This is a genomic window from Quatrionicoccus australiensis (assembly GCF_020510425.1).
In the GTDB taxonomy this organism is placed as follows: domain Bacteria; phylum Pseudomonadota; class Gammaproteobacteria; order Burkholderiales; family Rhodocyclaceae; genus Azonexus; species Azonexus australiensis_A.
This window is the reverse complement of record NZ_JAHBAH010000001.1, coordinates 1,371,476-1,392,239: the sequence shown is the minus strand read 5'-3', so window position 1 is coordinate 1,392,239 and position 20,764 is coordinate 1,371,476. Positions and strand designations below refer to the sequence as shown.

Here is a 20,764-nt window from a genome sequence, read left to right as displayed (position 1 = left end):
ATGGAACTCAAGGGCAAACGCGTTCTGGTGATCGGGCTCGGTGAGTCCGGACTGGCGATGGCCAAGTGGCTGCATCGTCAGGGCGCGTTCGTCCGTGTCGCCGATTCGCGCACCAACCCGCCGAACGTTGAAGCCCTGCAAGCTGTGGCGCCTGGCGCAGAGCTGATTGCCGGCGAGTTCACGTCGGCGACCTTCGCCGCTTGCGAGGTGGTGGCCTTATCGCCGGGCGTAGCCAAGGCGACGCCGGCGATTGCCGCTTGCGGCCTGCCGCTCATTTCCGAAATCGAGCTGTTTGCCGCCGGCGTGCGCGAACAGGCGACGGGCTCGCAGATCATCGCGATTACCGGCAGCAACGGCAAGACGACGACCACGGCGCTGACCGCCTATCTGCTGAATGCGGCCGGCGTGCCGGCGATTGCCTGCGGCAACATCTCGCCGTCGGCGCTCGATGCGCTGATGGATGCGCAGGATGCCGGCGTCCTGCCGCAAGTCTGGGTGGTTGAACTGTCCAGTTTCCAGCTCGAAACGACACATCACCTGAATGCCGCCGCCGCGACCGTGCTCAATGTCTCGGAAGATCATCTCGATCGTTACGAGGGCAGCCTCGCCAATTACGCCGAAGCGAAGTCGCGCGTCTTCCAGGGCAAGGGCGCGATGATCCTCAATCGCGACGACGACTGGTCGATGGCGAATGGCCGTTGCGGTCGCAAGATGATCACCTTCGGCCTGAATGCCGCACCGCGCGGCGTCGATTACGGTTTTGTCGATGGCGCCATCTGCCGTGGAAAAGAGGCTTTGGTAACGGTCGACCGTCTGAAACTGTCCGGTTTGCACAATGCCGCCAACGCGATGGCGGCGCTGGCGCTGTGCGAAGCGGTTGGCGTCGCACCTGAACGTCTGGTCGAAGCGCTGCAGAGTTTTTCCGGCCTGCCGCACCGCGTCGAAACCGTGGCCGAGATCGGCGGCGTGCTCTACGTCGATGATTCCAAGGGCACCAATGTCGGCGCCACGCTGGCCGCCATCGAAGGCATGGGGCGCAAGGTCGGCATCGTGCTTGGCGGCGACGGCAAGGGCCAGGATTTCTCGCCCTTGAAGCCGGCGCTGGAAAAACATGGCCGTGCCGTGGCGCTGATTGGCCGCGATGCGGCCGCGATCGGCATGGCCCTCGAAGGCAGCGGCGTGCCTACCCGCATCCTCGGCGACATGGAAGCCGCCGTGCGCTGGCTGGCCGGTCATGCCGAAGCCGGCGACTGCGTGCTGCTCTCGCCGGCCTGCGCCAGTCTCGACATGTACAAGAATTACGCGCACCGGGCGCAGGCTTTCATCGATGCGGTGGGAGGGCTGACGGCATGATGATTGGTGCCCTCGACGCGCCGCGCCGCCAGGTGGCCGAGATCGATTACGCGCTGCTGTGGAGCGTGCTGATCCTGCTCTTCATCGGCCTGGTCATGGTCTATTCGGCCTCGATCGCCACCGCCGAAGGTGGCCGCTTCACCAATCACCAGCCGGCCTATTACCTGATCCGCCACGGTATCTTCCTGTGCATCGGCATGGTCGCTGCCGCCGTCACCTTCCAGGTGCCGATCAGCCTGTGGCAGAAATATTCGCCCTACCTGTTCATGGCCGGCGTCGTGCTGCTCGCCATCGTCCTGATTCCCGGTATCGGGCGTGACGTCAATGGCGCCCGTCGCTGGCTGCCGCTCGGCTTTGCCAATCTGCAGCCGTCCGAACTGATGAAAATGTTCGCCGTGCTCTATGCCGCCGACTACACCGTGCGCAAGATCAACGTCATGCATGACCTGAAACAGGCCTTCCTGCCAATGTTCGGCGCGATGGCCATCGTCGGCATGCTGCTGCTCAAGGAACCGGACTTCGGCGCCTTCGTCGTGATCATCTCGATCGCCATGGGCATCCTCTTCCTCGGCGGCCTGCGTGCGCGGCTGTTTGCGCTGCTCATCGTCGGCCTGCTGATCGCCTTCACGGTGATGATCATCGTCTCGCCCTACCGGCGCGACCGCGTCTTCGGCTTCATGGATCCGTGGGCCGATGCCTTCGGGCGCGGCTACCAGCTGTCGCACTCGCTGATCGCTTTCGGGCGTGGCGAGCTGTTCGGCGTCGGTCTCGGTGCCAGCGTCGAGAAGCTTTTCTACTTGCCGGAAGCGCATACCGACTTCCTGCTTGCCGTGATTGCAGAGGAAACGGGTTTCTTCGGCGTCGTCGCGGTGATCGGCTTGTTCGCGCTGCTCGTCCAGCGTGCCTTCGCCATCGGCCGCCAGTGCGTCCAGCTCGACCGCCTCTATCCGGCGCTGGTCGCGATGGGCATGGGGATCTGGTTCGGCGTGCAGTCCTTCATCAACATGGGCGTCAACATGGGCCTGCTGCCGACCAAGGGCCTGACCCTGCCGCTGATGAGCTTCGGCGGCTCCGGCATCTTCGCCAACTGCGTGGCGCTGGCGATTCTTCTGCGTGTGGATTGGGAGAATCGACAGCTGATGCGTGGGGGTAAATTATGAGCAAGACCATCATGATCATGGCTGGCGGTACCGGCGGCCACATTTTCCCGGCCCTCGCTGTTGCTCACAAGCTCCGCGATGCCGGCTGGCGCGTCGTCTGGCTGGGCAATCCGGATGGCATGGAAGCCCGTCTGGTGCCGCAGCACGGCTTCGAGATGGTCTGGGTCAAGTTTGCCGCGCTGCGCGGCAAGGGCCTGCTGCGCAAGCTGCTGCTGCCGATCAACCTGTTGCGTGGCTTCTGGCAGGCCTGGCAAGCGATCCGTCAGGTGCAGCCCAACGTCGTGCTCGGCATGGGCGGCTACATCACCTTCCCGGGCGGCATGATGGCGGCCCTGCTGGGCAAGCCGCTGGTCGTGCATGAACAGAATTCCGTAGCCGGGCTGGCCAATCGCGTCCTGGCCGGTGTTGCCGACCGGGTGGTGAGCGGTTTCCCCGACGTGCTCAAGGGCTGTGTCTGGGCTGGCAATCCGGTGCGCCCGGAAATTGCTGCCATTGCCGCACCCGCCGAGCGTTTTGCCGAGCGTACTGGCGCTCTGCGCCTGCTGGTCATTGGCGGCAGTCTCGGCGCCCAGGTGCTCAACGAGTCCGTACCCAAGGCGATGGCGCTGCTCGCTGCCGACCAGCAGCCGCAGATCGTGCATCAGGCCGGCGAGAAACACATCGAAGCCCTGCAGGCCAATTACGCCGCCGTCGGTGTGCAGGCGCACTGCGTGCCTTTCATCGAGGACATGGCCGGTGCCTACGAATGGGCCGATCTGGTTATTTGCCGTTCCGGCGCGTTGACCGTTGCGGAGCTGACTGCGGCCGGCGTCGCCAGCATCCTGGTGCCCTTCCCGCATGCGGTCGACGATCACCAGACCGGGAATGCGAAATTCCTGGTCAATGTCGGCGGCGCCTTCCTGCTGCCGCAAACCGAATTGACGCCGGAAGCCATCGCGCTGATCCGGAACTACAGCCGCAGCCAGCTGCTGGAAATGGCCGAAAAGGCCCGCAGCCTGGCCAAGCCCGACGCCACCGCAGAAGTGGCCAATATTTGCGCCGAGAGTGCCAAGTGAAACATAAAGTCAAACACATCCATTTCGTCGGTGTCGGTGGTTCCGGCATGAGCGGCATCGCCGAAGTGCTGGTCAATCTGGGGTACACGGTCAGCGGTTCCGACATCGCGGCCAGTGCGACGACCCGCCGCCTCGAAGGCGAAGGCATCCAGGTGACGATCGGCCACGCGGCCGAAAATATCCAGGGCGCCCAGGCTGTCGTCGTGTCCACCGCGGTCAAGGCCGATAACCCGGAAGTGGTCGCGGCGCGTGAGCGGCACATCCCGGTCGTGCCGCGCGCCCTGATGCTGGCCGAACTGATGCGCCTGAAGCGCGGTATCGCGATTGCCGGCACGCACGGCAAGACGACGACAACCAGCCTGGTGACCAGCATCCTCGCCGAAGGTGGCATCGATCCGACCTTCGTCATCGGCGGTCGCCTGAATGCGGCCGGCGCCAATGCCCGGCTCGGTTCCGGCGACTTCATCGTGGCCGAGGCCGACGAGTCGGATGCTTCCTTTCTGTTCCTGTCGCCGGTCATCTCGGTGGTCACCAATATCGATGCCGACCACATGGAAACCTATGGCCACGACTTCGAGCGTCTCAAGGGCGCCTTCGTCGATTTCCTGAATCGTCTGCCGTTCTACGGCGTCGCCGTGGTTTGCGGCGACGACGCCAACGTGCGCGCCATCCTGCCGCAGGTTGCCAAGCAGATCATCACTTACGGCCTGTCCAGCGAGTGCAATTTCTACGCCGAGAACATCGTCGCCGACGCCGGCCAGATGCGCTTCGACTGCGTGCGGGTCAATGGTTCGGTGTCGCGCTTGTCGATCACGCTCAACACGCCGGGCATGCATAACGTGCTCAATGCGCTGGCGGCGATTGCCGTGGCGACCGAAGTGCAGGTGCCGGATGCCGCCATCGTCAAGGCGCTCGCCGAGTTCAAGGGCGTCGGCCGCCGCTTCCAGCGCTACGGTGAAGTGGCCCTGCGCAGTGAGGACGGTACTTCGGGCGGTTCCTTCACGCTGGTCGACGACTACGGGCATCACCCGGTCGAAATGGCCGCGACCCTGGCCGCTGCCCGCGGTGCTTTCCCCGGTCGTCGTCTCGTGCTCGCCTTCCAGCCGCACCGCTATACGCGCACCCGCGACTGCTTCGAGGACTTCATCAAGGTGCTCTCAACGGTCGACGCGCTTTTACTGGCCGAAATCTACGCCGCCGGCGAAGCGCCGATTGTCGCTGCCGATGGCCGTTCGCTGGCCCGCGCCCTGCGCGTCGGCGGCAAGGTCGAGCCGGTGTTTGTCGAAGATATCGCGGCAATGCCGCAAACGATCATGGATGTCGCGCGTGACGGCGACGTGGTGTTGTGCATGGGCGCTGGTTCGATCGGCGCCGTTCCGGGCAAGGTGGTGGAGTTCAAATGAGCGGTTTCGGTAAAGTCGCAGTCCTTTTCGGCGGTACGTCCGCCGAACGCGAAGTCTCCCTCAACAGCGGTTCGCGCGTGCTCGCCGCATTGCAGGGACAGGGCATCGACGCCCACTCGTTCGATCCGGCCGAGCAGCCGCTCGATGCGCTCAAGGGTTATGACCGCGCCTTCGTCGCGCTGCACGGTCGACACGGCGAAGACGGCACAATTCAGGGCGCCCTCGAACTGATGCACATCCCCTATACCGGTTCCGGTGTGATGGCGTCGGCGCTCGGCATGGACAAATTCCGCACCAAGCTGCTGTGGCGCGCCGCCGGCCTGCCGATTCCCGATTACGCGCTGCTTACCGCCGATTCGGATTTCGACGAAGTCGAGGAAGAGCTTGGCCTGCCGATTTTCGTCAAGCCGGCGCATGAAGGTTCGTCGATCGGCATCAGCAAGGTCAAGGAGCGCGGCACGCTGCGCGCCGCCTATGCCGAGGCCGCCAAGTACGACTCGCTGGTGATCGCCGAGCGCGGCGTCATGGGCGGCGAATACACGGTCGGCATCCTCGGCGACCAGGCCCTGCCGATCATCAAGATCGAGCCGGCTTCCGAGTGGTACGACTACGAAGCCAAGTACAACCGCGACGACACGCGCTACCTGTGTCCCTGCGGCCTGCCGGAAGCCAAGGAACTGGAAATCCGCAAGGGTGCCCTCGAGGCTTTCCGCATCCTCGGTGGCCGCGGCTGGGGCCGGGTCGATTTCCTAATGGATGAAGACGGCAATCACTATTTCCTGGAAGTGAACACCGCACCGGGCATGACCGATCACTCGCTGGTGCCGATGGCGGCCCGCGTGAACGGCATGGAGTATCCGGCGTTGGTGCGTCGGGTCCTCGAAATGGCTGCCAACGATTGAGTGGATGAATGTGGAACAAACCGCACCTGCTGAACGCCATTGCCGACCTGCTGATGCTGGTCGCTTCGGCTGCCCTGCTCGCCGCAGCGGCGGTCTGGCTGGTGCGCGTGCCGTCCTTGCCGGTGCGTCAGGTGGTTTTCGCCGACGTGCTGCCGCATACGCAGCGTCTGGAAATCGAGCAGGTGCTGCCGGGGGCGCTGAAGGGCAATTTCTTCAGCCTGAATCTGGAAGCCGTGCGCGGCACGCTGGAAAAGCTGCCCTGGGTGCGCAAGGTCGATGTGCGGCGCGTCTGGCCGGCCCGGCTGGAAGTCCGGATCGAGGAACACCGGCCGGTGGCGCGCTGGGGCGAGGGGCGGGGCGAGCTGGTGAACAGTTATGGCGAGGTTTTCACTGCCGTGCTCGGCGACTCGGAGCTCGCCGTGCTGCCTTTGCTGGCCGGTCCGGCCGGCAGTTCGCAAGAAGTGCTGCGCCGTTACAGCGAGCTGGTCGGCAGTTTCCGGACGGTCGGCGAGAAGCCGGTGCAGGTGACCTTGTCGCCGCGTCTGGCCTGGCAGTTGAAGCTGGAGAACGGAATGTTGGTGGACATGGGGCGCGAGCAGGCCAAGGCGCCGCTCGGGGTGCGTCTGCAACGTTTTATCGAGGTTTATCCGGAAACGGTCGCCAAGCGGGCGATACGGCCGGCAGTGGTGGATTTGCGCTATCCGAACGGCTTCGCGATGCGAGTCGCGGGCGAAGGGAAGGGAAAGTAGGCATATGAGCAGGGATAACAAGGATCTGGTCGTTGGTCTGGACATCGGGACGTCGAAGATCGTCGCGCTGGTCGCCGAGATCAACCAGGAAGGCCAGTTGAACGTGATCGGCATGGGCTCGCAGGATTCGCGCGGCCTGAAAAAAGGCGTCGTGGTGAACATCGAGGAAACGGTGCACACCATCAGCCGCGTCGTGCAGGAGGTCGAACTGATGGCCGACTGCAAGGTGCGCGACGTCTATACCGGGATCGCTGGCAGCCACATCAAGAGCTTCAATTCGAACGGCATGGTCGCGATCAAGGACAAGGAAGTCACGCCGTCCGACGTCGAGCGCGTCATCGAGACCGCCAAGGCGATGCCGATTCCGGCCGATCAGGAAATCCTGCACATCCTGACGCAGGAATTCGTCATCGACGGCCAGGACGGCATCCGCGAGCCGATCGGCATGAGCGGCATGCGCCTCGAAGTGAAAACGCATATCGTCACCGGCGCCGTCTCGGCCGCCCAGAACATCGTCAAGTGCGTGCGCCGCTGCGGTCTGGAAGTGAATGACCTGGTGCTGCAGCCGCTCGCTTCCAGCTATGCCGTGCTCTCCGAAGACGAAAAGGATCTCGGCGTCTGCCTGATCGACATTGGCGGCGGCACGACCGATCTCGCCGTGTGGACGCAGGGCGCCATCCGCCACACTTCGGTGATTCCCATCGCCGGCGATCAGATCACCAACGACATTGCCATGGCGCTGCGTACGCCGACCCGCGAGGCCGAAGACATCAAGTGCAAGTACGGCTGCGCCCTGTCGCAACTGGCCGATGCCGCCGAGAACATGGAAGTCGCCGGCGTCGACGACCGGCCGAGTCGCAAGTTGAGCCGCCGCGCCCTGGCCGATGTCATCCAGCCGCGCGTCGAGGAACTCTACGAGCTGATCCAGAACGAACTGCGCCGTGCCGGTTTCGAGGAGGTTTTGTCCTCCGGCATCGTGTTGACCGGTGGCGCCAGCGTCATGCCGGGCATGGTCGAGCTGGGCGAGGAAATTTTTCACATGCCGGTCCGTCTCGGCAACCCGAAATACCACGGCAGCCTGGCCGATGTTGTCCAGAACCCGCGTTTCTCGACCGCCTACGGCCTGCTGCTCGAAGCCCAGGCGCAGCGCAAGCGCGGCCAGAAGATCCAGGAAAAGCAGGGCTTCATGGATGTTTTCCAGGGAATGAAGTCCTGGTTCGTAAAGAATTTTTGATTTGTATTTGAACAGTTTTTTCAGAGGAGGTAGTCATGTTTGAGATCATCGAGAAGGACGAGGAAGTCGGCACGATCATCAAGGTGTTCGGGGTCGGCGGTGCCGGTGGCAATGCCATCGAGCACATGATTCGCGAAGGCGTGAACGGCGTTGAATTCATCGCCGCCAACACCGACGCACAGGCGCTCAGCCGCAATGCTGCAGCGAGCAAGCTGTCGCTCGGCAAGACCGGCCTCGGTGCCGGTGCCAAGCCGGAAAAGGGCCAGGAAGCTGCCCAGGCGCATCGCGACGAAATCCGTGCGACGCTGGAAGGCGCTCACATGGCTTTCATCACCGCCGGCATGGGCGGTGGCACGGGTACCGGTGCGGCTCCCGTGGTCGCCGAAATTGCCCGCGAAATGGGCATCCTGACGGTCGGTGTCGTGACCAAGCCGTTCAGTTTTGAAGGCAACAAGCGGATGAAGTCCGCCGAAGCCGGTATTGCCGAATTCTCCAAGCATGTCGATTCGCTGATCGTCATCCTCAATGACAAGCTGATGGAAGTCATGGGCGACGATGCCGATGTCGACGATTGCTTCAAGGCAGCTGACGATGTGCTGAAAAACGCCGTCGGCGGTATTGCCGAAATCATTACCTACCCGGGTCTGGTTAACGTCGACTTTGAAGACGTGCGTACCGTGATGGGTGAAATGGGCCGTGCCATGATGGGTTCCGCTGCTGCTGCCGGCGTTGATCGCGCCCGCATCGCTGCTGAACAGGCCGTCGCTTCGCCGCTGCTCGAAGGCGTCAACCTGTCCGGTGCCAAGGGCGTGCTGGTCAACATCACGGCTGCCAAGGGCGGCCTGAAGATGAAGGAAGTCAATGAAGTGATGAACACCGTCAAGGCCTTTGCGGCCGAAGACGCACACATCATCTTCGGCGCCGTGTACGACGAACTGATGGGCGACCAGCTGCGCGTCACCGTGGTTGCCACCGGTCTCGGTCAGGCGGTTGCCAAGCGTCAGACTTTCGAAGTCATCAATACCCCGGTCCTGCAGGCGCAAGCCACCGGCACGCACGATGCCGTGGCCTTCTCCAGCGGTTCGGCCATCGACTACAACCAGATCGCCGATGTCCCGGCCGTGGTGCGCAAGCGCAACGTGACGGTCGAGGCGCTGGCCAACAGTGGTGTGGATCGTTACGACATTCCGGCTTTCCTGCGCAAGCAGGCGGATTGATGTAACAAAGCCTTTCTCTGAAAAAGGGCGGCGGCGCGTTGTGTTACAATGCGCCGCTCCCCAAATTATTCAAGCACTTGCATGCTCAAGCAACGCACGCTCAAGACAATTATTCGCGCCTCAGGTGTTGGCCTGCATGGCGGCGTCAAGGTCAATATGGCCCTGCGCCCGGCTGCCCCCGATACCGGCATCGTCTTCCGTCGCGTCGATTTGCCCGAGCCGGTGGATATTCCCGCCAAGGCCTTCATGGTCGGCGACACCCGCATGTGCTCCTGTCTGGAACTGGACGGGGTGAAAGTGGGCACCATCGAACACCTGATGTCGGCCTTTGCCGGTCTCGGTATCGATAATGCCTGGGTGGACCTGGATGCGCCGGAAGTGCCCATCCTTGACGGTTCGGCTGCACCGTTTGTTTTCCTGATCCAGTCCGCTGGCATCGAGGAACAGAATGCCGCCAAGAAATTCATACGCGTCACGCAGCCAATCGAAGTTCGCGATGGCGACAAATGGGCGCGTTTCGAGCCTTACGACGGCTACAAGCTGGCTTTTTCCATCGTTTTCAATCACCCGGCGATCGACAAGTCGGCGCAAAAGGCGGTCATCGACTTCGCCGAGCAGTCCTACACGCGCGAAGTGGCGCGGGCGCGCACCTTCGGCTTCATGCAGGAAGTCGAATACCTGCGCGAAAACGGTCTGGCGCTGGGTGGCGGTCTGGAAAACGCGATCGTTCTCGACGAATTCCGCGTCCTCAACCAGGATGGCCTGCGTTACGGCGACGAGTTCGTGAAGCACAAGATTCTCGACGCGGTCGGCGATCTCTATCTGCTCGGTCATCCGCTGCTTGCCGCGTATTCGTCGCACAAGGGCGGGCATGCGCTGAACAATCAGCTGGCGCGCGAACTGCTCAATCATCAGGAATCCTGGGAGTTCGCTTCCTTCGATGTCGCCGAGCAGGCGCCGGTTGGCGTCACGCGCTGGCTGAATCAGCCGGCCTGATTTTCCGGTCGCAGCGGCGGCCGGTTTTCCCTGTTTTTTGTTGGTCGACCGCTACGCCGAGGCATGCCGGATACGGCTCAGTCGCGCCGGGCAGCGCGCTCGAGCAGGCGGTCGAGCGCTTCGCGCAGCGGGCCTTTTGGCAGTTTTTCGGTAGTCGACCGCAGTGCGTCGCAGGCCTTGTCGGAAATCGGCTTCTGCGTGGAAGTTGTTGATTGCGAAAGAATTTCGCGGGGTTGAACTTTTACTTCCATGACGCTACACTCCGCCCCTCCTTTCGATAACTCGCTGCACAAGCGCTGACTCATCTGGCGAATTTTGGCGGCGACCGCACCGTTGTCGGTGTGGATAACGATTTTCCCCGACTTGTAATTGGCGACCCGCGCCGAGTGCTGAAAAGCCTCTGGCGCAATCGTTTCGAAGTGGCGTGAGAGCTGGAGCAAAAGGCGTGCGTGGGCCATGAAGCGGCCACTGGCGGCGTCACGGTCGAGATAGTGCTCTGGCCCGTTGTACATAGGAGGTTCCGTGCAGATTATTCTGGTTTCGCGCCATCTGAAGGCGGCGCGCACAATCACCATTATGCCTCGTCATGTCGTGGCGGTGCTTGCCGTCGTGTTGACCCTGGTCTTTTCCACCTCGGCGATCTTTTCCTGGCTGTCGGTACATTTCCGTCTGCCGCTGGTCGAAGACCTGATGTTGTCGCTGCAACGTCAGGAGTCGCAGAAGTCGCGCGACTACGTCAGCAACAACCTGCAACTGATGGCAACCCGGCTCGGCGAACTGCAGGCGCAGGTATTGCAACTCGATGCCCTGAGCGAGCGGGTGGCAAATCTTTCCGGCATCAAGCGCGAAGCGCCGGCGGTTCGCGGCAAAGCCGGGCAGGGCGGCCCTTATTTGCCGGCGCCGATGACGGAAAACGAGTTGCAGGGCGAAATCGAACGCCTGATGGCGACTGTCGAGCGCAAGACCGATGAGCTTGCCGTGCTTGAGTCACGTCTGCTCGAGAAGAAAGTGCGCGACCGTCTGTTGCCGACCACCTTGCCGGTCAAGGATGCGGCGCTGGGGTCCGCCTTTGGCCACCGCAGTGACCCGATTGCCGGCTTGCGGGCCATGCACGAGGGGCTGGACTTTACCGCGGATATCGGCACGCCGGTTATCGCAGCGGCGGACGGCGTGATTCTCTCGGCTGGCTATCATCCGGATTTCGGCAACGTCATCGATATCGATCATGGCGATGGCCTGAGCTCGCGTTACGCCCATTTGTCGCGTATCGATGCCAAGCCGGGCGGTCTGGTCAAGCGCGGCGAGCTGATCGGAGCGGTCGGCACGACCGGGCGGTCGACCGGTGCCCACCTGCATTTCGAGGTGCGAATGCTGGGTGTGGCGCAGGACCCGGCGCTGTTCCTGAAAAAGGGTATCGAGTTCGCCCAGGTCAAGCGCCGTTGATGTAGGTCAAGTCGGCATAAAGACATAAGTCAGCCGGGCAGCGTCCGTTCGGGACTGCGTGCTAGAATCGGCGCTTTGCTGCAGCGCGCAACCAACCTTCGAACGCGATGATTTCTGGCCTACTCAAAAAGATTTTCGGCAGCCGCAATGACCGGCTGATCAAACAATATTCCCAGACCGTACGCCGCATCAATGCGCTCGAGCCCTCGCTCGAAGCCTTGAGCGACGAGCAGCTGCGCGCCAAGACGGACGAGTTCCGCCAGCGCTACGCCAACGGTGAAACACTCGACGACCTGCTGCCGGAGGCCTTTGCGGTCGTTCGTGAAGCCGGCAAACGCGAGCTGGGCATGCGTCACTTCGATGTCCAGATGATCGGCGGCATGGTGCTGCATTACGGCAAGATCGCCGAAATGCGCACCGGTGAAGGCAAGACGCTGGTCGGCACGCTGCCGGCCTATCTCAATGCCATCTCGGGCAAGGGCGTGCATGTCATCACGGTGAACGATTACCTGGCCACCCGTGACTCGGAATGGATGGGGCGGCTGCATCGCTTCCTCGGCCTGAGCGTCGGCGTCAATCTGTCGCAGATGGATCACGAGGCCAAGCAGGCTGCCTACGCGGCCGACATCACCTACGGCACCAACAACGAATTCGGTTTCGACTACCTGCGCGACAACATGGTCTATACGGCCGGCGAACGCGTCCAGCGCAGTCTCAATTTCGCCATCGTCGACGAAGTGGACTCGATCCTGATCGACGAAGCGCGTACGCCGCTGATCATTTCCGGCCAAGCCGACGACCAGACCGATCTCTATGTCCGCATGCGCGCCGTCGTGCCGCTGCTGTCGCGGGCTGCCGAAGAAAACGGCGAAGGTGATTTCTGGGTCGACGAGAAGGGCCACCAGGTCCATCTGTCCGAAGCCGGTTACGTGCATGCCGAGGAACTGCTTGCCGAGCATGGCATCCTCAAGGAAGGCACCAGCCTCTACGACGCCGCCAACATCACGCTGATGCATCACCTGAACGCGGCATTGCGTGCCATGACGCTGTTCCACAAGGATCAGCATTACGTCGTGCAGAATGGCGAAATCGTCATCGTCGACGAGTTCACCGGTCGCCTGATGTCCGGTCGCCGCTGGTCGGATGGCCTGCACCAGGCTGTCGAAGCCAAGGAAGGTGTGGCCATCCAGGCCGAGAACCAGACCCTGGCCTCGATCACCTTCCAGAACTACTTCCGCATGTACGGCAAGCTGGCCGGCATGACCGGCACGGCCGATACCGAAGCCTACGAATTCCACCAGATCTACGGTCTGGAAACCGTCGTCGTCCCGACGCATCGTGCCATGGTGCGCAAGGACATGAACGATCTGGTTTTCAAGACGGCGGACGAAAAGCACGCGGCGATCATTGCCGACATCAAGGAATGCGCCAAGCGCGGCCAGCCGGTGCTGGTCGGCACGACCTCGATCGAAGCCTCGGAACTGCTCTCCGGCCTGCTCGACAAGGAAGGCCTGGCGCACAACGTGCTCAATGCCAAGCAGCATGCCCGCGAAGCAGAAATCGTCATTGAAGCCGGTCGACCGGGTGTGATCACCATCGCCACCAACATGGCCGGTCGCGGTACCGACATCGTGCTCGGCGGCAGCATCGAAAAGGCGACTTCGGCGATCAAGCACGACGAATCGCTGCCGCCAGCCGAACGCGACGCCAAAATCGCCGAAATGCGTGCCGAATGGCAGAAGGCGCACGATCAGGTGCTCGCTTCCGGCGGCCTGCACATCATCGGTTCCGAACGCCACGAATCGCGCCGCATCGACAACCAGTTGCGCGGTCGCGCCGGTCGTCAGGGCGATGCCGGTTCCTCGCGTTTCTACCTGTCGCTCGACGATCCCTTGTTGCGCATCTTTGCCGGCGAGCGCCTGCGCGCCATCATGGACAAGCTGAAAATGCCGGAAGGCGAGGCGATCGAGCATCCGCTCGTTACCCGCTCGCTGGAATCGGCGCAGCGCAAGGTGGAAGCGCGCAACTTCGACATCCGCAAGCAACTGCTCGAATACGACGACGTCGCCAACGACCAGCGCAAGGTGATCTACCAGCAGCGCAACGAACTGCTCGAAACCGACGACATCTCGGAAACCATCACTGCGATGCGCCACAGCGTCATCGCCGAAACCTTCCGTCTCTACGTGCCGGCCGAATCGGTCGAAGAGCAATGGGACATGGAAGGCCTGGAGCGTGCGCTGGCCGCCGATCTGCTGATCGAAGCGCCGGTTGCCGAATGGTTCAAGAACGAGCCGACGCTGTCCGACGAAGACATCCTGTCGCGCATCGTGCATCGCGCCGATGAGGCCTATCAGGCCAAGGTCGATCTGGTCGGTGGCCCGAACTTCCACCAGTTCGAACGCAATGTCATGCTGCAGAGCCTCGACTCGCACTGGCGCGAACACCTGGCGGCGCTCGATCACCTGCGTCAGGGCATCCATCTGCGCGGCTACGCCCAGAAGAACCCGAAGCAGGAATACAAGCGCGAAGCCTTCGAGCTGTTCGAAGGCCTGCTCGACCTGGTGCGCAAGGAAGTCACCCGCATCGTGTTCACCGTGCAGATCCGCTCGGCGGAAGACGTCGAGGAAACCGCGCCGCATGCCGACGTGCAGAACGTGCAGTACCAGCACACCGGTTACGACGAAGCGCTCGGCGATCCCGAAGCGGCCGGCGCAGCCCCTGCTGCGGCAGACGATGCACCGAAGATCGGTCGCAACGATCCCTGCCCCTGCGGTTCGGGCAAGAAGTACAAGCACTGCCACGGAAAACTGTCCTGATTTTTACTGATTCCCCCCAAGGCACCCGCGTGGTGCCTTGATGCTTTTGGAGCCATGAGAATGCCTGTCAATTACGCTACCCCTGCTGCCGATCAACTCTTTCCCGTGGCCGGTGTGCGCCTTGGTGTTGCCGAGGCCGAAATCCGCAAGAAGAACCGCCGTGACCTGACCCTGGTGGCGCTCGACGCCGGTTGCACGGTGGCCGGCGTGTTCACGCAGAACCGCTTCTGTGCTGCGCCGGTGCAGATCTGTCGCAAGCATCTGGCGGGGGGGCAAGAGATTCGTGCCCTGGTCATCAATACCGGGATTGCCAACGCTGGCACCGGCGAGCCGGGCCGTCAGGCGGCGCAGGAAACCTGTGTTGCGGTCGGTGCCCTGCTCGGCGTTGCGCCGGAACAGGTACTGCCGTTCTCGACCGGGGTGATTCTCGAGCTGTTGCCGGTCGACCGCATCAAGGCCGGTCTTCCGGCTGTTTTCGCCGATCTGAAAGCGGATAACTGGCATGCCGCCGCGCACGGCATCATGACCACCGACACCGTTGCCAAGGCCGCTTCGCGCGTCCTGACGGTCAACGGCAAAAAAATCAGCATTTCCGGTGTCTCCAAGGGCGCCGGCATGATCAAGCCGAACATGGCGACCATGCTCGGTTTCCTCGCCACCGATGCTGGTATCGCGCAGCCGCTGCTTGATGCGCTGGTCAAGGAAGCCGCCGACGCTTCCTTCAACTGCATCACGGTCGACGGCGACACCTCGACCAACGATTCCTTCGTGATGATCGCCTCCGGCCAGTCCGGCGCCAGCTTCGCGTCTGCCAGCGACGCCGGCTGGGCCGAGGTCAAGGCCGCGATCATCGCCGTTTCGGTCGAACTTGCCCAGGCCATCGTGCGCGACGGCGAAGGCGCCACCAAGTTCATCACGGTCGCCGTCCAAGGCGGCAAGTCGGTTGAAGAGTGCCGCCAGGTCGGTTACGCGATCGGCCACTCGCCGCTGGTCAAGACCGCCTTTTTTGCCTCCGACCCCAATCTCGGGCGCATTCTCGCCGCCGTCGGCTATGCCGGCATCACCGATCTCGACGTCGATGGCGTCAAGGTCTGGCTGGACGATGTGCTGGTCGCCGAAAACGGCGGTCGGGCAGCGGCCTACAAGGAAGAAGATGGCGCCCGCGTCATGGCGCAGGCCGAAATCACCGTGCGCGTCGATCTCGGTCGTGGTGCGGCGCAGGCCAGTGTTTACACCTGCGATTTCTCCTACGATTACGTCAAGATCAACGCCGACTACCGCTCGTAACAGCCAAGTCCGGGCCGGGAGCTTCGCATGACCGACATTCGCCGCGACCTGGCCCGCAATACGCTGGCCATTTTCTGCATCATTGGCCTGATCGGCCTGTCGCTCTGGGTTTTGCGCCCCTTTCTGGCGGCGGCGGTGTGGGCGACGATGATCGTCGTCGCCACCTGGCCGCTGTTCCGCTCGCTTGAAGCCCGTCTCGGCAACCGCCGCTCGCCGGCGGTGATCCTGATGTCGCTCGCCATGCTGCTTTTGCTGGTACTGCCGCTGTGGCTGGCAATCGATACCATTTCCGATCATTTCGGGCAGTTGACCGCTGCCGGGCGCTCGCTGGCTGAAAACGGCCTGCCTCCGCCGCCGGCCTGGGTCTCCGGGCTGCCGCTGGTTGGCGAGTCGGTTGCCGGTTTCTGGCAGCAAGTCGCGCTCGACGGTTCGACCGGAGTCGTCGCCAAAGTGACGCCCTATGCTGCCGATACGGGTAAGTGGGTGCTCGCTCAGGTAGGTGGTCTGGGCGGCATGCTGATTCAGTTTTTCCTGGTCGTGACGATTGCCGCGATTCTTTATTCCTCGGGCGAGACCGGCGCGCGCATGGCCTTGCGCTTCGGTCGCCGGTTGGCCGGCGAGCGCGGCGAAAAGTCGATCGTGCTGGCCGGGCAGGCGATCCGTGGCGTCGCACTCGGCGTTGGCGTCACCGCCATCGTCCAGACGGTACTTGGCGGCATCGGTCTGGCTGTGGTCGGCATTCCTTTCGCGTCGTTGCTCTCGGCCTTGATGCTGATGCTGTGCATTGCCCAGATCGGGCCGATGCTGGTGCTGCTGCCGGCCGTCGGCTGGATGTACTGGCAGGGCGATACGGGCTGGGCGACGGGCTTGCTGGTGTGGAGTCTGATCGTTGGCAGCCTGGATAATTTCCTGCGTCCCATGCTGATCCGGCGCGGCGCCGATCTGCCCCTGCTGCTGATCTTCGCCGGCGTCATCGGCGGCATGCTCGGCTTCGGCCTGGTCGGCATTTTCGTCGGGCCGGTCGTGCTCGCCGTCACCTATACCCTGATGCAGGCCTGGGTTGAAGATGGCCTTGGCAAGGATGAAAGCGACGCCGAGCCGGCAGTGCCTTTGCCGCCTTCATAGCCGGCGCAGGCGGAGCAGTCGGAACCAGCCGCCGGCTAGGGCCGGCTGGTCGTGCTCCAGCGCCAGATCCGGCGCGGCAGCGAGCACTTCCTCGAAGACGACATCGAGCCGCGTTGCCAGTCGCCGCATCAGCGGATTGACCAGGCGGCGCAACAAGGCCGGCTGGCCGGCGCGCAGGAACTTGTCGAAAACCAGGACCTGGCCGCCCGGTCGCACGACGCGGGCGATTTCCGCAAAGCACAGGGCCGGCTGCGGCACCACCGCCAGGATCAGGTGCAGCACGGCGCTGTCAAAACTGTGATCGGCAAAGGGCAGGCGCTGCGCATCGCCCTGAACCGGTACGAAGTCGGCCCGGCCGGCGCGCGGCAGGGCGCGGCGCAGCATGGCATGGGTCAGGTCGAGGCCAACATAATGGTGTTGCGGTGGCAGGTGCGGCAGGTCGAGGCCGGTGCCGACGCCGGCCAGTAGCACGCGTCCGGGCTGTTCTGGCAGAGCGCGCAGGCTGTGCTGGCGGGCCGCCCGTGTCGCCCGGTCAATCGCCGCGTCGTAAAACGGTGCGATCAGCGTATAGCTGCGCTGCAGGCTCAATGCAGGGTGCGCGGCATGGCGAGGACGAACTCGGGGATTTCCGCCTCGAAGTGCGTGCCGTCCTCGGCCACCATCTGGTAAGTCCCTTTCATCGTGCCGACCGGTGTGGTCAGCGACGAGCCGCTGGTGTACTGGAAGCTTTCGCCCGGCTTGAGCAGCGGCTGCTTGCCGACGACGCCGAGGCCGCGCACTTCCTGCACCTCGTTGTTGGCGTCGGTGATGATCCAGTGCCGCGATACCAGCTGCGCCGCGACATCGCCGACATTGACGATGGTGATGGTGTAGGCGAACAGGTAGCGCTGGGCTTCCGGGTCGGATTGTTCGGGAATGAATAGCGGGCTGGATTCAACCTTGATGCAGTACTTGTCGGTGTCGGGCATGGGATAATTTCGTTTGTCTGTTTTTGTTCAGGGAACCATCATGTCAGTCAAAGATTACGTCATTGCACCGAGCATTCTTTCCGCCAATTTCGCCAAGCTGGGCGAGGAAGTGGCCAACGTCATCGCTGCGGGTGCCGACTGGATTCACTTTGACGTGATGGACAACCATTATGTTCCCAATTTAACCATCGGCCCGCTGGTTTGCGAGGCGATCCGCCCGTGCACCACGGCGCCGATCGACGTGCATCTGATGGTCAAGCCGGTTGATCGCATCATCCCCGATTTTGCCAAGGCCGGGGCCAATATCATCACCTTCCACCCGGAAGCTTCCGATCACGTTGATCGCAGCCTGTCGCTGATCCGCGATGCCGGCTGTCAGGGCGGCCTGGTTTTCAACCCGGCGACGCCGCTCGATTACATGGACTATGTGCTCGACAAGATCGACGTCATCCTGCTGATGAGTGTCAATCCCGGCTTCGGCGGCCAGAAATTCATTCCCGGTACGCTGGCCAAGGCGCGTCAGGCACGGGCCAAACTCGATGCCTATGAAAAGGAAAGCGGCCGGCGTATCCGCCTGGAAATCGATGGCGGCGTGAATACCGGCAACATTGCCGAGATCGCCCGCGCCGGCGTCGATGCCTTCGTTGCCGGCTCGGCGGTTTATGGCGCCGGCAAGGCGGAAGATCCGCATCGCTACGATACGATCATTGGCGCGCTGCGCAGCGAACTGGCGAAGGTCTGATGTATTTCCAGTCGGTCACTTTCGATCTCGACGGCACGCTGCTCGACACCATTGCCGATCTGGCCGAAGCCTGCCGGCTGATGCTTGATGAAATCGGCGCACCGCCGCGCTCGCCGGCCGAAGTACACAGCTTCGTCGGCAAGGGCATGGCGGTGCTGGTCGAGCGCTGCCTGACGCATGCGCAGCCGCCGTCGGTGGAGCAGCTCAATGTGGCGATCGCATCGTTCAAGCGGCATTACGCAGCGGTCAACGGTCGTTTGACGACGATTTATCCCGGCGTGATCGCCGGTCTCGATGTCTGGAAGGCGAGCGGCCTCCGGATGGGCGTCGTCACCAACAAGCCGGGCATGTTCACCGAGGTGCTGCTCGAACACATGGGGCTGGCCGGCTATTTCGACGTGGTCGTTTCCGGCGATACGACGGCGCACAAGAAACCGCATCCGGAGCCCATACTGCACGCCTGCCGCATCCTTGGCGTGCGGCCGGACCGCAATCTGCACATCGGCGACTCGAAACACGACATCCATGCCGCGCATGCCGCCGGTTGCCTGGCCTATGCCGTGCCCTACGGCTACAACGAGGGCGAGCCGGTGGACAGTTTTGATTGTGATGCGCTAGTATCCGACCTGCTCGCCGCCTATCGGCAAGCGCTCACTTTCAAGACCTCCTGACCAAATGACCTTCTTGCACTTCTGGAACATCGAGCTTCGTTGGCGCCGCTGGCGTCCGTAATCTCTCGTCCGTTCGGCGCCCACGTTGATACAGGGCGCATCCAGTTGCGCAACACCCACGTCATTTCCGAGGCTTCCCATGACTGAAACCGAATTCAACGCGCTTGCCGCGCAAGGCTACAACCGTATTCCCGTTACGCTGGAAACGTTCGCCGATCTCGACACGCCGCTCTCGATTTACCTAAAGCTGGCCAATACGCCCTACACCTACCTGCTCGAATCGGTGCAGGGCGGCGAGCGCTTTGGCCGCTACTCGATCATCGGCCTGGCCGCATCGACGCGCATCGTCGTCAACGGCCACCAGGTGCTGGTCCTGACCGGCAACCGCATCGCCGAGCGCGAGGACGACACCAACCCGCTCGAGTTCATCGGCAATTACATGAAGCGCTTCCGCGCGCCGGCCACGTCCGGCCTGCCGCGCTTCTGCGGCGGCCTGGTCGGCTGTTTCGGCTACGACACCGTGCGCTATGTCGAAACCCGTCTGACCCGCACCAACAAGCCGGACGAAATCGGCACGCCGGACATCGGCCTGCTGCTCTCCGAAGAAATCGCCGTCGTCGACAACCTGTCCGGCAAACTGACCCTGATCGTCTACGCCGAGCCGGGCTTCCCGGGCGCCTATCAAAAGGCACGCGCCCGCCTCAAGGAGTTGCTGCAAAAACTGCGCACCCCGGTCAATCTGCCCAGCGAACAGCCGGTGCATTCCGAGCCGGCCGTTTCGGTGTTCGGCGAGGCTGCCTTCAAGCAGGCGGTGCTCAAGGCCAAGGCCTACATCACCGAAGGCGACATCATGCAGGTCGTCCTTTCGCAGCGCATGACCAAGCCCTTCCACGCCAGCCCGCTGGCGCTGTATCGCACCCTGCGCAGCCTGAATCCGTCGCCCTACATGTTCTATTTCGATTTCGAGGATTTCCATGTCGTCGGCGCCTCGCCGGAGATCCTGGTTCGCCTCGAAGGCGAGCGCGTCACCGTGCGGCCGATTGCCGGCACACGTAAACGCGGTGCTTCGCCGGAAGAGGATGCCGCGCTGGCCGAAGAGTTGCTCTCCGACCAGAAAGAACTGGCCGAGCATACCCAGTTGCTTGATCTCGGGCGCAACGATTGCGGTCGCGTCGCGCGTGTCGGCTCGGTGAAACTCACCGATCGCATGGTGATCGAGCGCTACTCGCACGTGATGCACATCGTCTCCAATGTCGAAGGCAAGCTGCAACCCGGCCTCGATGCGCTCGACGTGCTGCGCGCCACCTTCCCGGCCGGTACCGTGTCCGGCGCACCGAAGGTGCGGGCGATGGAAATCATCGACGAGCTGGAACCGGTCAAGCGCGGCATCTACGCCGGTTCGGTCGGCTATCTCGGCTTCAATGGCGACATGGATGTGGCGATCGCGATCCGCACCGCCGTGCTCAAGGACAAGAAGCTCTACGTGCAGGCCGGCGCCGGCATCGTCGCCGACTCCGATCCCAATTCGGAATGGACTGAAACCCTGAACAAGGCCCGTGCCGTGCTGCGCGCCGCCGAACTGGCCGAACAGGGCCTGGATACGCGCATCGACTGAGTTCTACCGGTCGACATGAAAAAAC

At 62.9% G+C, this 20,764-nt stretch carries 19 protein-coding genes; 16 read left to right on the top strand and 3 right to left on the bottom strand.

Annotated features, from left to right (window positions below; all coding sequences use genetic code 11):
• From murD to lpxC, 9 genes are all read left to right on the top strand, one after another.
• Positions 1-1,353, top strand: a complete 1,353-nt coding sequence (murD, locus tag KIG99_RS06755; RefSeq protein ID WP_226459452.1) for a UDP-N-acetylmuramoyl-L-alanine--D-glutamate ligase — start codon at positions 1-3, stop codon at positions 1,351-1,353.
• Entirely contained in the window at positions 1,350-2,513 is a 1,164-nt protein-coding gene (ftsW, locus tag KIG99_RS06750) for a putative lipid II flippase FtsW (RefSeq protein ID WP_226459451.1), read from the top strand. The genes murD and ftsW overlap by 4 nt, the downstream gene beginning before the upstream one ends.
• Positions 2,510-3,568, top strand: a complete 1,059-nt coding sequence (gene murG, locus KIG99_RS06745; RefSeq protein ID WP_226459450.1) for an undecaprenyldiphospho-muramoylpentapeptide beta-N-acetylglucosaminyltransferase — start codon at positions 2,510-2,512, stop codon at positions 3,566-3,568. The genes ftsW and murG overlap by 4 nt, the downstream gene beginning before the upstream one ends.
• Entirely contained in the window at positions 3,565-4,971 is a 1,407-nt protein-coding gene (murC, locus tag KIG99_RS06740) for a UDP-N-acetylmuramate--L-alanine ligase (protein ID WP_226459449.1), read from the top strand. Before murG ends, murC begins: the two co-directional genes overlap by 4 nt.
• Positions 4,968-5,873 (top strand): D-alanine--D-alanine ligase, encoded by a 906-nt coding sequence (locus KIG99_RS06735; RefSeq protein ID WP_226459448.1) that lies wholly within the window; start codon positions 4,968-4,970, stop codon positions 5,871-5,873. Before murC ends, KIG99_RS06735 begins: the two co-directional genes overlap by 4 nt.
• 8 nt (positions 5,874-5,881) lie before the next feature.
• Positions 5,882-6,622 (top strand): cell division protein FtsQ/DivIB, encoded by a 741-nt coding sequence (locus tag KIG99_RS06730; protein WP_226459447.1) that lies wholly within the window; start codon positions 5,882-5,884, stop codon positions 6,620-6,622.
• A 4-nt stretch (positions 6,623-6,626) separates the two neighbouring features.
• Entirely contained in the window at positions 6,627-7,856 is a 1,230-nt protein-coding gene (gene ftsA / locus KIG99_RS06725; RefSeq protein WP_226441224.1) for a cell division protein FtsA, read from the top strand.
• 35 nt (positions 7,857-7,891) lie between these two features.
• Complete coding sequence (ftsZ, locus tag KIG99_RS06720) at positions 7,892-9,073, top strand: cell division protein FtsZ (protein ID WP_226459446.1); 1,182 nt, start codon at positions 7,892-7,894, stop codon at positions 9,071-9,073.
• Positions 9,074-9,154: 81 nt separating this feature from the next.
• Positions 9,155-10,069: a UDP-3-O-acyl-N-acetylglucosamine deacetylase gene (gene lpxC / locus KIG99_RS06715; RefSeq protein ID WP_226459445.1), complete on the top strand. Its 915-nt coding sequence runs from the start codon at positions 9,155-9,157 to the stop codon at positions 10,067-10,069.
• Between the two features lie 77 nt (positions 10,070-10,146).
• Here the strand turns inward: lpxC and KIG99_RS06710 are convergent, their stop codons facing one another.
• Entirely contained in the window at positions 10,147-10,581 is a 435-nt protein-coding gene (locus KIG99_RS06710; RefSeq protein WP_226459444.1) for a DUF721 domain-containing protein, read from the bottom strand.
• A gap of 10 nt (positions 10,582-10,591) precedes the next feature.
• Between KIG99_RS06710 and KIG99_RS06705 the strand changes: the two genes are divergently transcribed.
• The 4 genes from KIG99_RS06705 (at position 10,592) to ydiK (ending at position 16,743) form a co-directional block, all read left to right on the top strand.
• Positions 10,592-11,512 carry a M23 family metallopeptidase gene (locus KIG99_RS06705; protein WP_226459443.1) on the top strand — a complete coding sequence of 307 codons (921 nt, stop codon included), beginning with the start codon at positions 10,592-10,594 and terminating at the stop codon, positions 11,510-11,512.
• Positions 11,513-11,619: 107 nt separating this feature from the next.
• Positions 11,620-14,331, top strand: coding sequence for a preprotein translocase subunit SecA (gene secA / locus KIG99_RS06700; RefSeq protein ID WP_264180399.1), 2,712 nt, complete (start codon positions 11,620-11,622; stop codon positions 14,329-14,331).
• 60 nt (positions 14,332-14,391) lie between these two features.
• Positions 14,392-15,618 carry a bifunctional glutamate N-acetyltransferase/amino-acid acetyltransferase ArgJ gene (argJ, locus tag KIG99_RS06695; RefSeq protein WP_226459442.1) on the top strand — a complete coding sequence of 409 codons (1,227 nt, stop codon included), beginning with the start codon at positions 14,392-14,394 and terminating at the stop codon, positions 15,616-15,618.
• A gap of 27 nt (positions 15,619-15,645) precedes the next feature.
• On the top strand, positions 15,646-16,743 hold the full coding sequence (ydiK, locus tag KIG99_RS06690) for an AI-2E family transporter YdiK (protein ID WP_226459441.1): 1,098 nt from the start codon (positions 15,646-15,648) through the stop codon (positions 16,741-16,743).
• Here the strand turns inward: ydiK and KIG99_RS06685 are convergent.
• Both KIG99_RS06685 and apaG read right to left on the bottom strand, forming a co-directional pair.
• Positions 16,738-17,331, bottom strand: a complete 594-nt coding sequence (locus KIG99_RS06685) for a class I SAM-dependent methyltransferase (RefSeq protein WP_226459440.1) — start codon at positions 17,329-17,331, stop codon at positions 16,738-16,740. The genes ydiK and KIG99_RS06685 overlap by 6 nt on opposite strands.
• On the bottom strand, positions 17,328-17,711 hold the full coding sequence (apaG, locus tag KIG99_RS06680) for a Co2+/Mg2+ efflux protein ApaG (protein ID WP_226459439.1): 384 nt from the start codon (positions 17,709-17,711) through the stop codon (positions 17,328-17,330). The genes KIG99_RS06685 and apaG overlap by 4 nt, the downstream gene beginning before the upstream one ends.
• Before the next feature lie 40 nt (positions 17,712-17,751).
• On the opposite strand from apaG, the gene rpe reads away from it, so the two are divergent.
• From rpe to trpE, 3 genes are all read left to right on the top strand, one after another.
• Positions 17,752-18,453, top strand: a complete 702-nt coding sequence (gene rpe, locus KIG99_RS06675; RefSeq protein ID WP_226459438.1) for a ribulose-phosphate 3-epimerase — start codon at positions 17,752-17,754, stop codon at positions 18,451-18,453.
• Positions 18,453-19,124 (top strand): phosphoglycolate phosphatase, encoded by a 672-nt coding sequence (locus tag KIG99_RS06670; protein ID WP_226459437.1) that lies wholly within the window; start codon positions 18,453-18,455, stop codon positions 19,122-19,124. The genes rpe and KIG99_RS06670 overlap by 1 nt, the downstream gene beginning before the upstream one ends.
• 139 nt (positions 19,125-19,263) lie before the next feature.
• The gene (trpE, locus tag KIG99_RS06665) at positions 19,264-20,739 is read left to right on the top strand and encodes an anthranilate synthase component I (protein ID WP_226459436.1); all 1,476 of its coding nucleotides are present in this window, start codon (positions 19,264-19,266) and stop codon (positions 20,737-20,739) included.
• The last annotated feature ends 25 nt before the right edge of the window (positions 20,740-20,764 follow it).

Excerpts from the sequence above, each read along its gene's own strand:
- murD (WP_226459452.1), top strand. The coding sequence starts at position 1 with ATGGAACTCAAGGGCAAACGCGTTCTGGTGATCGGGCTCGGTGAGTCC.
- ftsW (WP_226459451.1), top strand. The coding sequence starts at position 1,350 with ATGATGATTGGTGCCCTCGACGCGCCGCGCCGCCAGGTGGCCGAGATC.
- murG (WP_226459450.1), top strand. The coding sequence starts at position 2,510 with ATGAGCAAGACCATCATGATCATGGCTGGCGGTACCGGCGGCCACATT.
- KIG99_RS06735 (WP_226459448.1), top strand. The coding sequence starts at position 4,968 with ATGAGCGGTTTCGGTAAAGTCGCAGTCCTTTTCGGCGGTACGTCCGCC.
- KIG99_RS06730 (WP_226459447.1), top strand. The coding sequence starts at position 5,882 with ATGTGGAACAAACCGCACCTGCTGAACGCCATTGCCGACCTGCTGATG.
- ftsA (WP_226441224.1), top strand. The coding sequence starts at position 6,627 with ATGAGCAGGGATAACAAGGATCTGGTCGTTGGTCTGGACATCGGGACG.
- ftsZ (WP_226459446.1), top strand. The coding sequence starts at position 7,892 with ATGTTTGAGATCATCGAGAAGGACGAGGAAGTCGGCACGATCATCAAG.
- lpxC (WP_226459445.1), top strand. The coding sequence starts at position 9,155 with ATGCTCAAGCAACGCACGCTCAAGACAATTATTCGCGCCTCAGGTGTT.
- KIG99_RS06710 (WP_226459444.1), bottom strand. The coding sequence starts at position 10,581 with ATGTACAACGGGCCAGAGCACTATCTCGACCGTGACGCCGCCAGTGGC.
- secA (WP_264180399.1), top strand. The coding sequence starts at position 11,620 with ATGATTTCTGGCCTACTCAAAAAGATTTTCGGCAGCCGCAATGACCGG.
- argJ (WP_226459442.1), top strand. The coding sequence starts at position 14,392 with ATGCCTGTCAATTACGCTACCCCTGCTGCCGATCAACTCTTTCCCGTG.
- ydiK (WP_226459441.1), top strand. The coding sequence starts at position 15,646 with ATGACCGACATTCGCCGCGACCTGGCCCGCAATACGCTGGCCATTTTC.
- apaG (WP_226459439.1), bottom strand. The coding sequence starts at position 17,711 with ATGCCCGACACCGACAAGTACTGCATCAAGGTTGAATCCAGCCCGCTA.
- rpe (WP_226459438.1), top strand. The coding sequence starts at position 17,752 with ATGTCAGTCAAAGATTACGTCATTGCACCGAGCATTCTTTCCGCCAAT.
- KIG99_RS06670 (WP_226459437.1), top strand. The coding sequence starts at position 18,453 with ATGTATTTCCAGTCGGTCACTTTCGATCTCGACGGCACGCTGCTCGAC.
- trpE (WP_226459436.1), top strand. The coding sequence starts at position 19,264 with ATGACTGAAACCGAATTCAACGCGCTTGCCGCGCAAGGCTACAACCGT.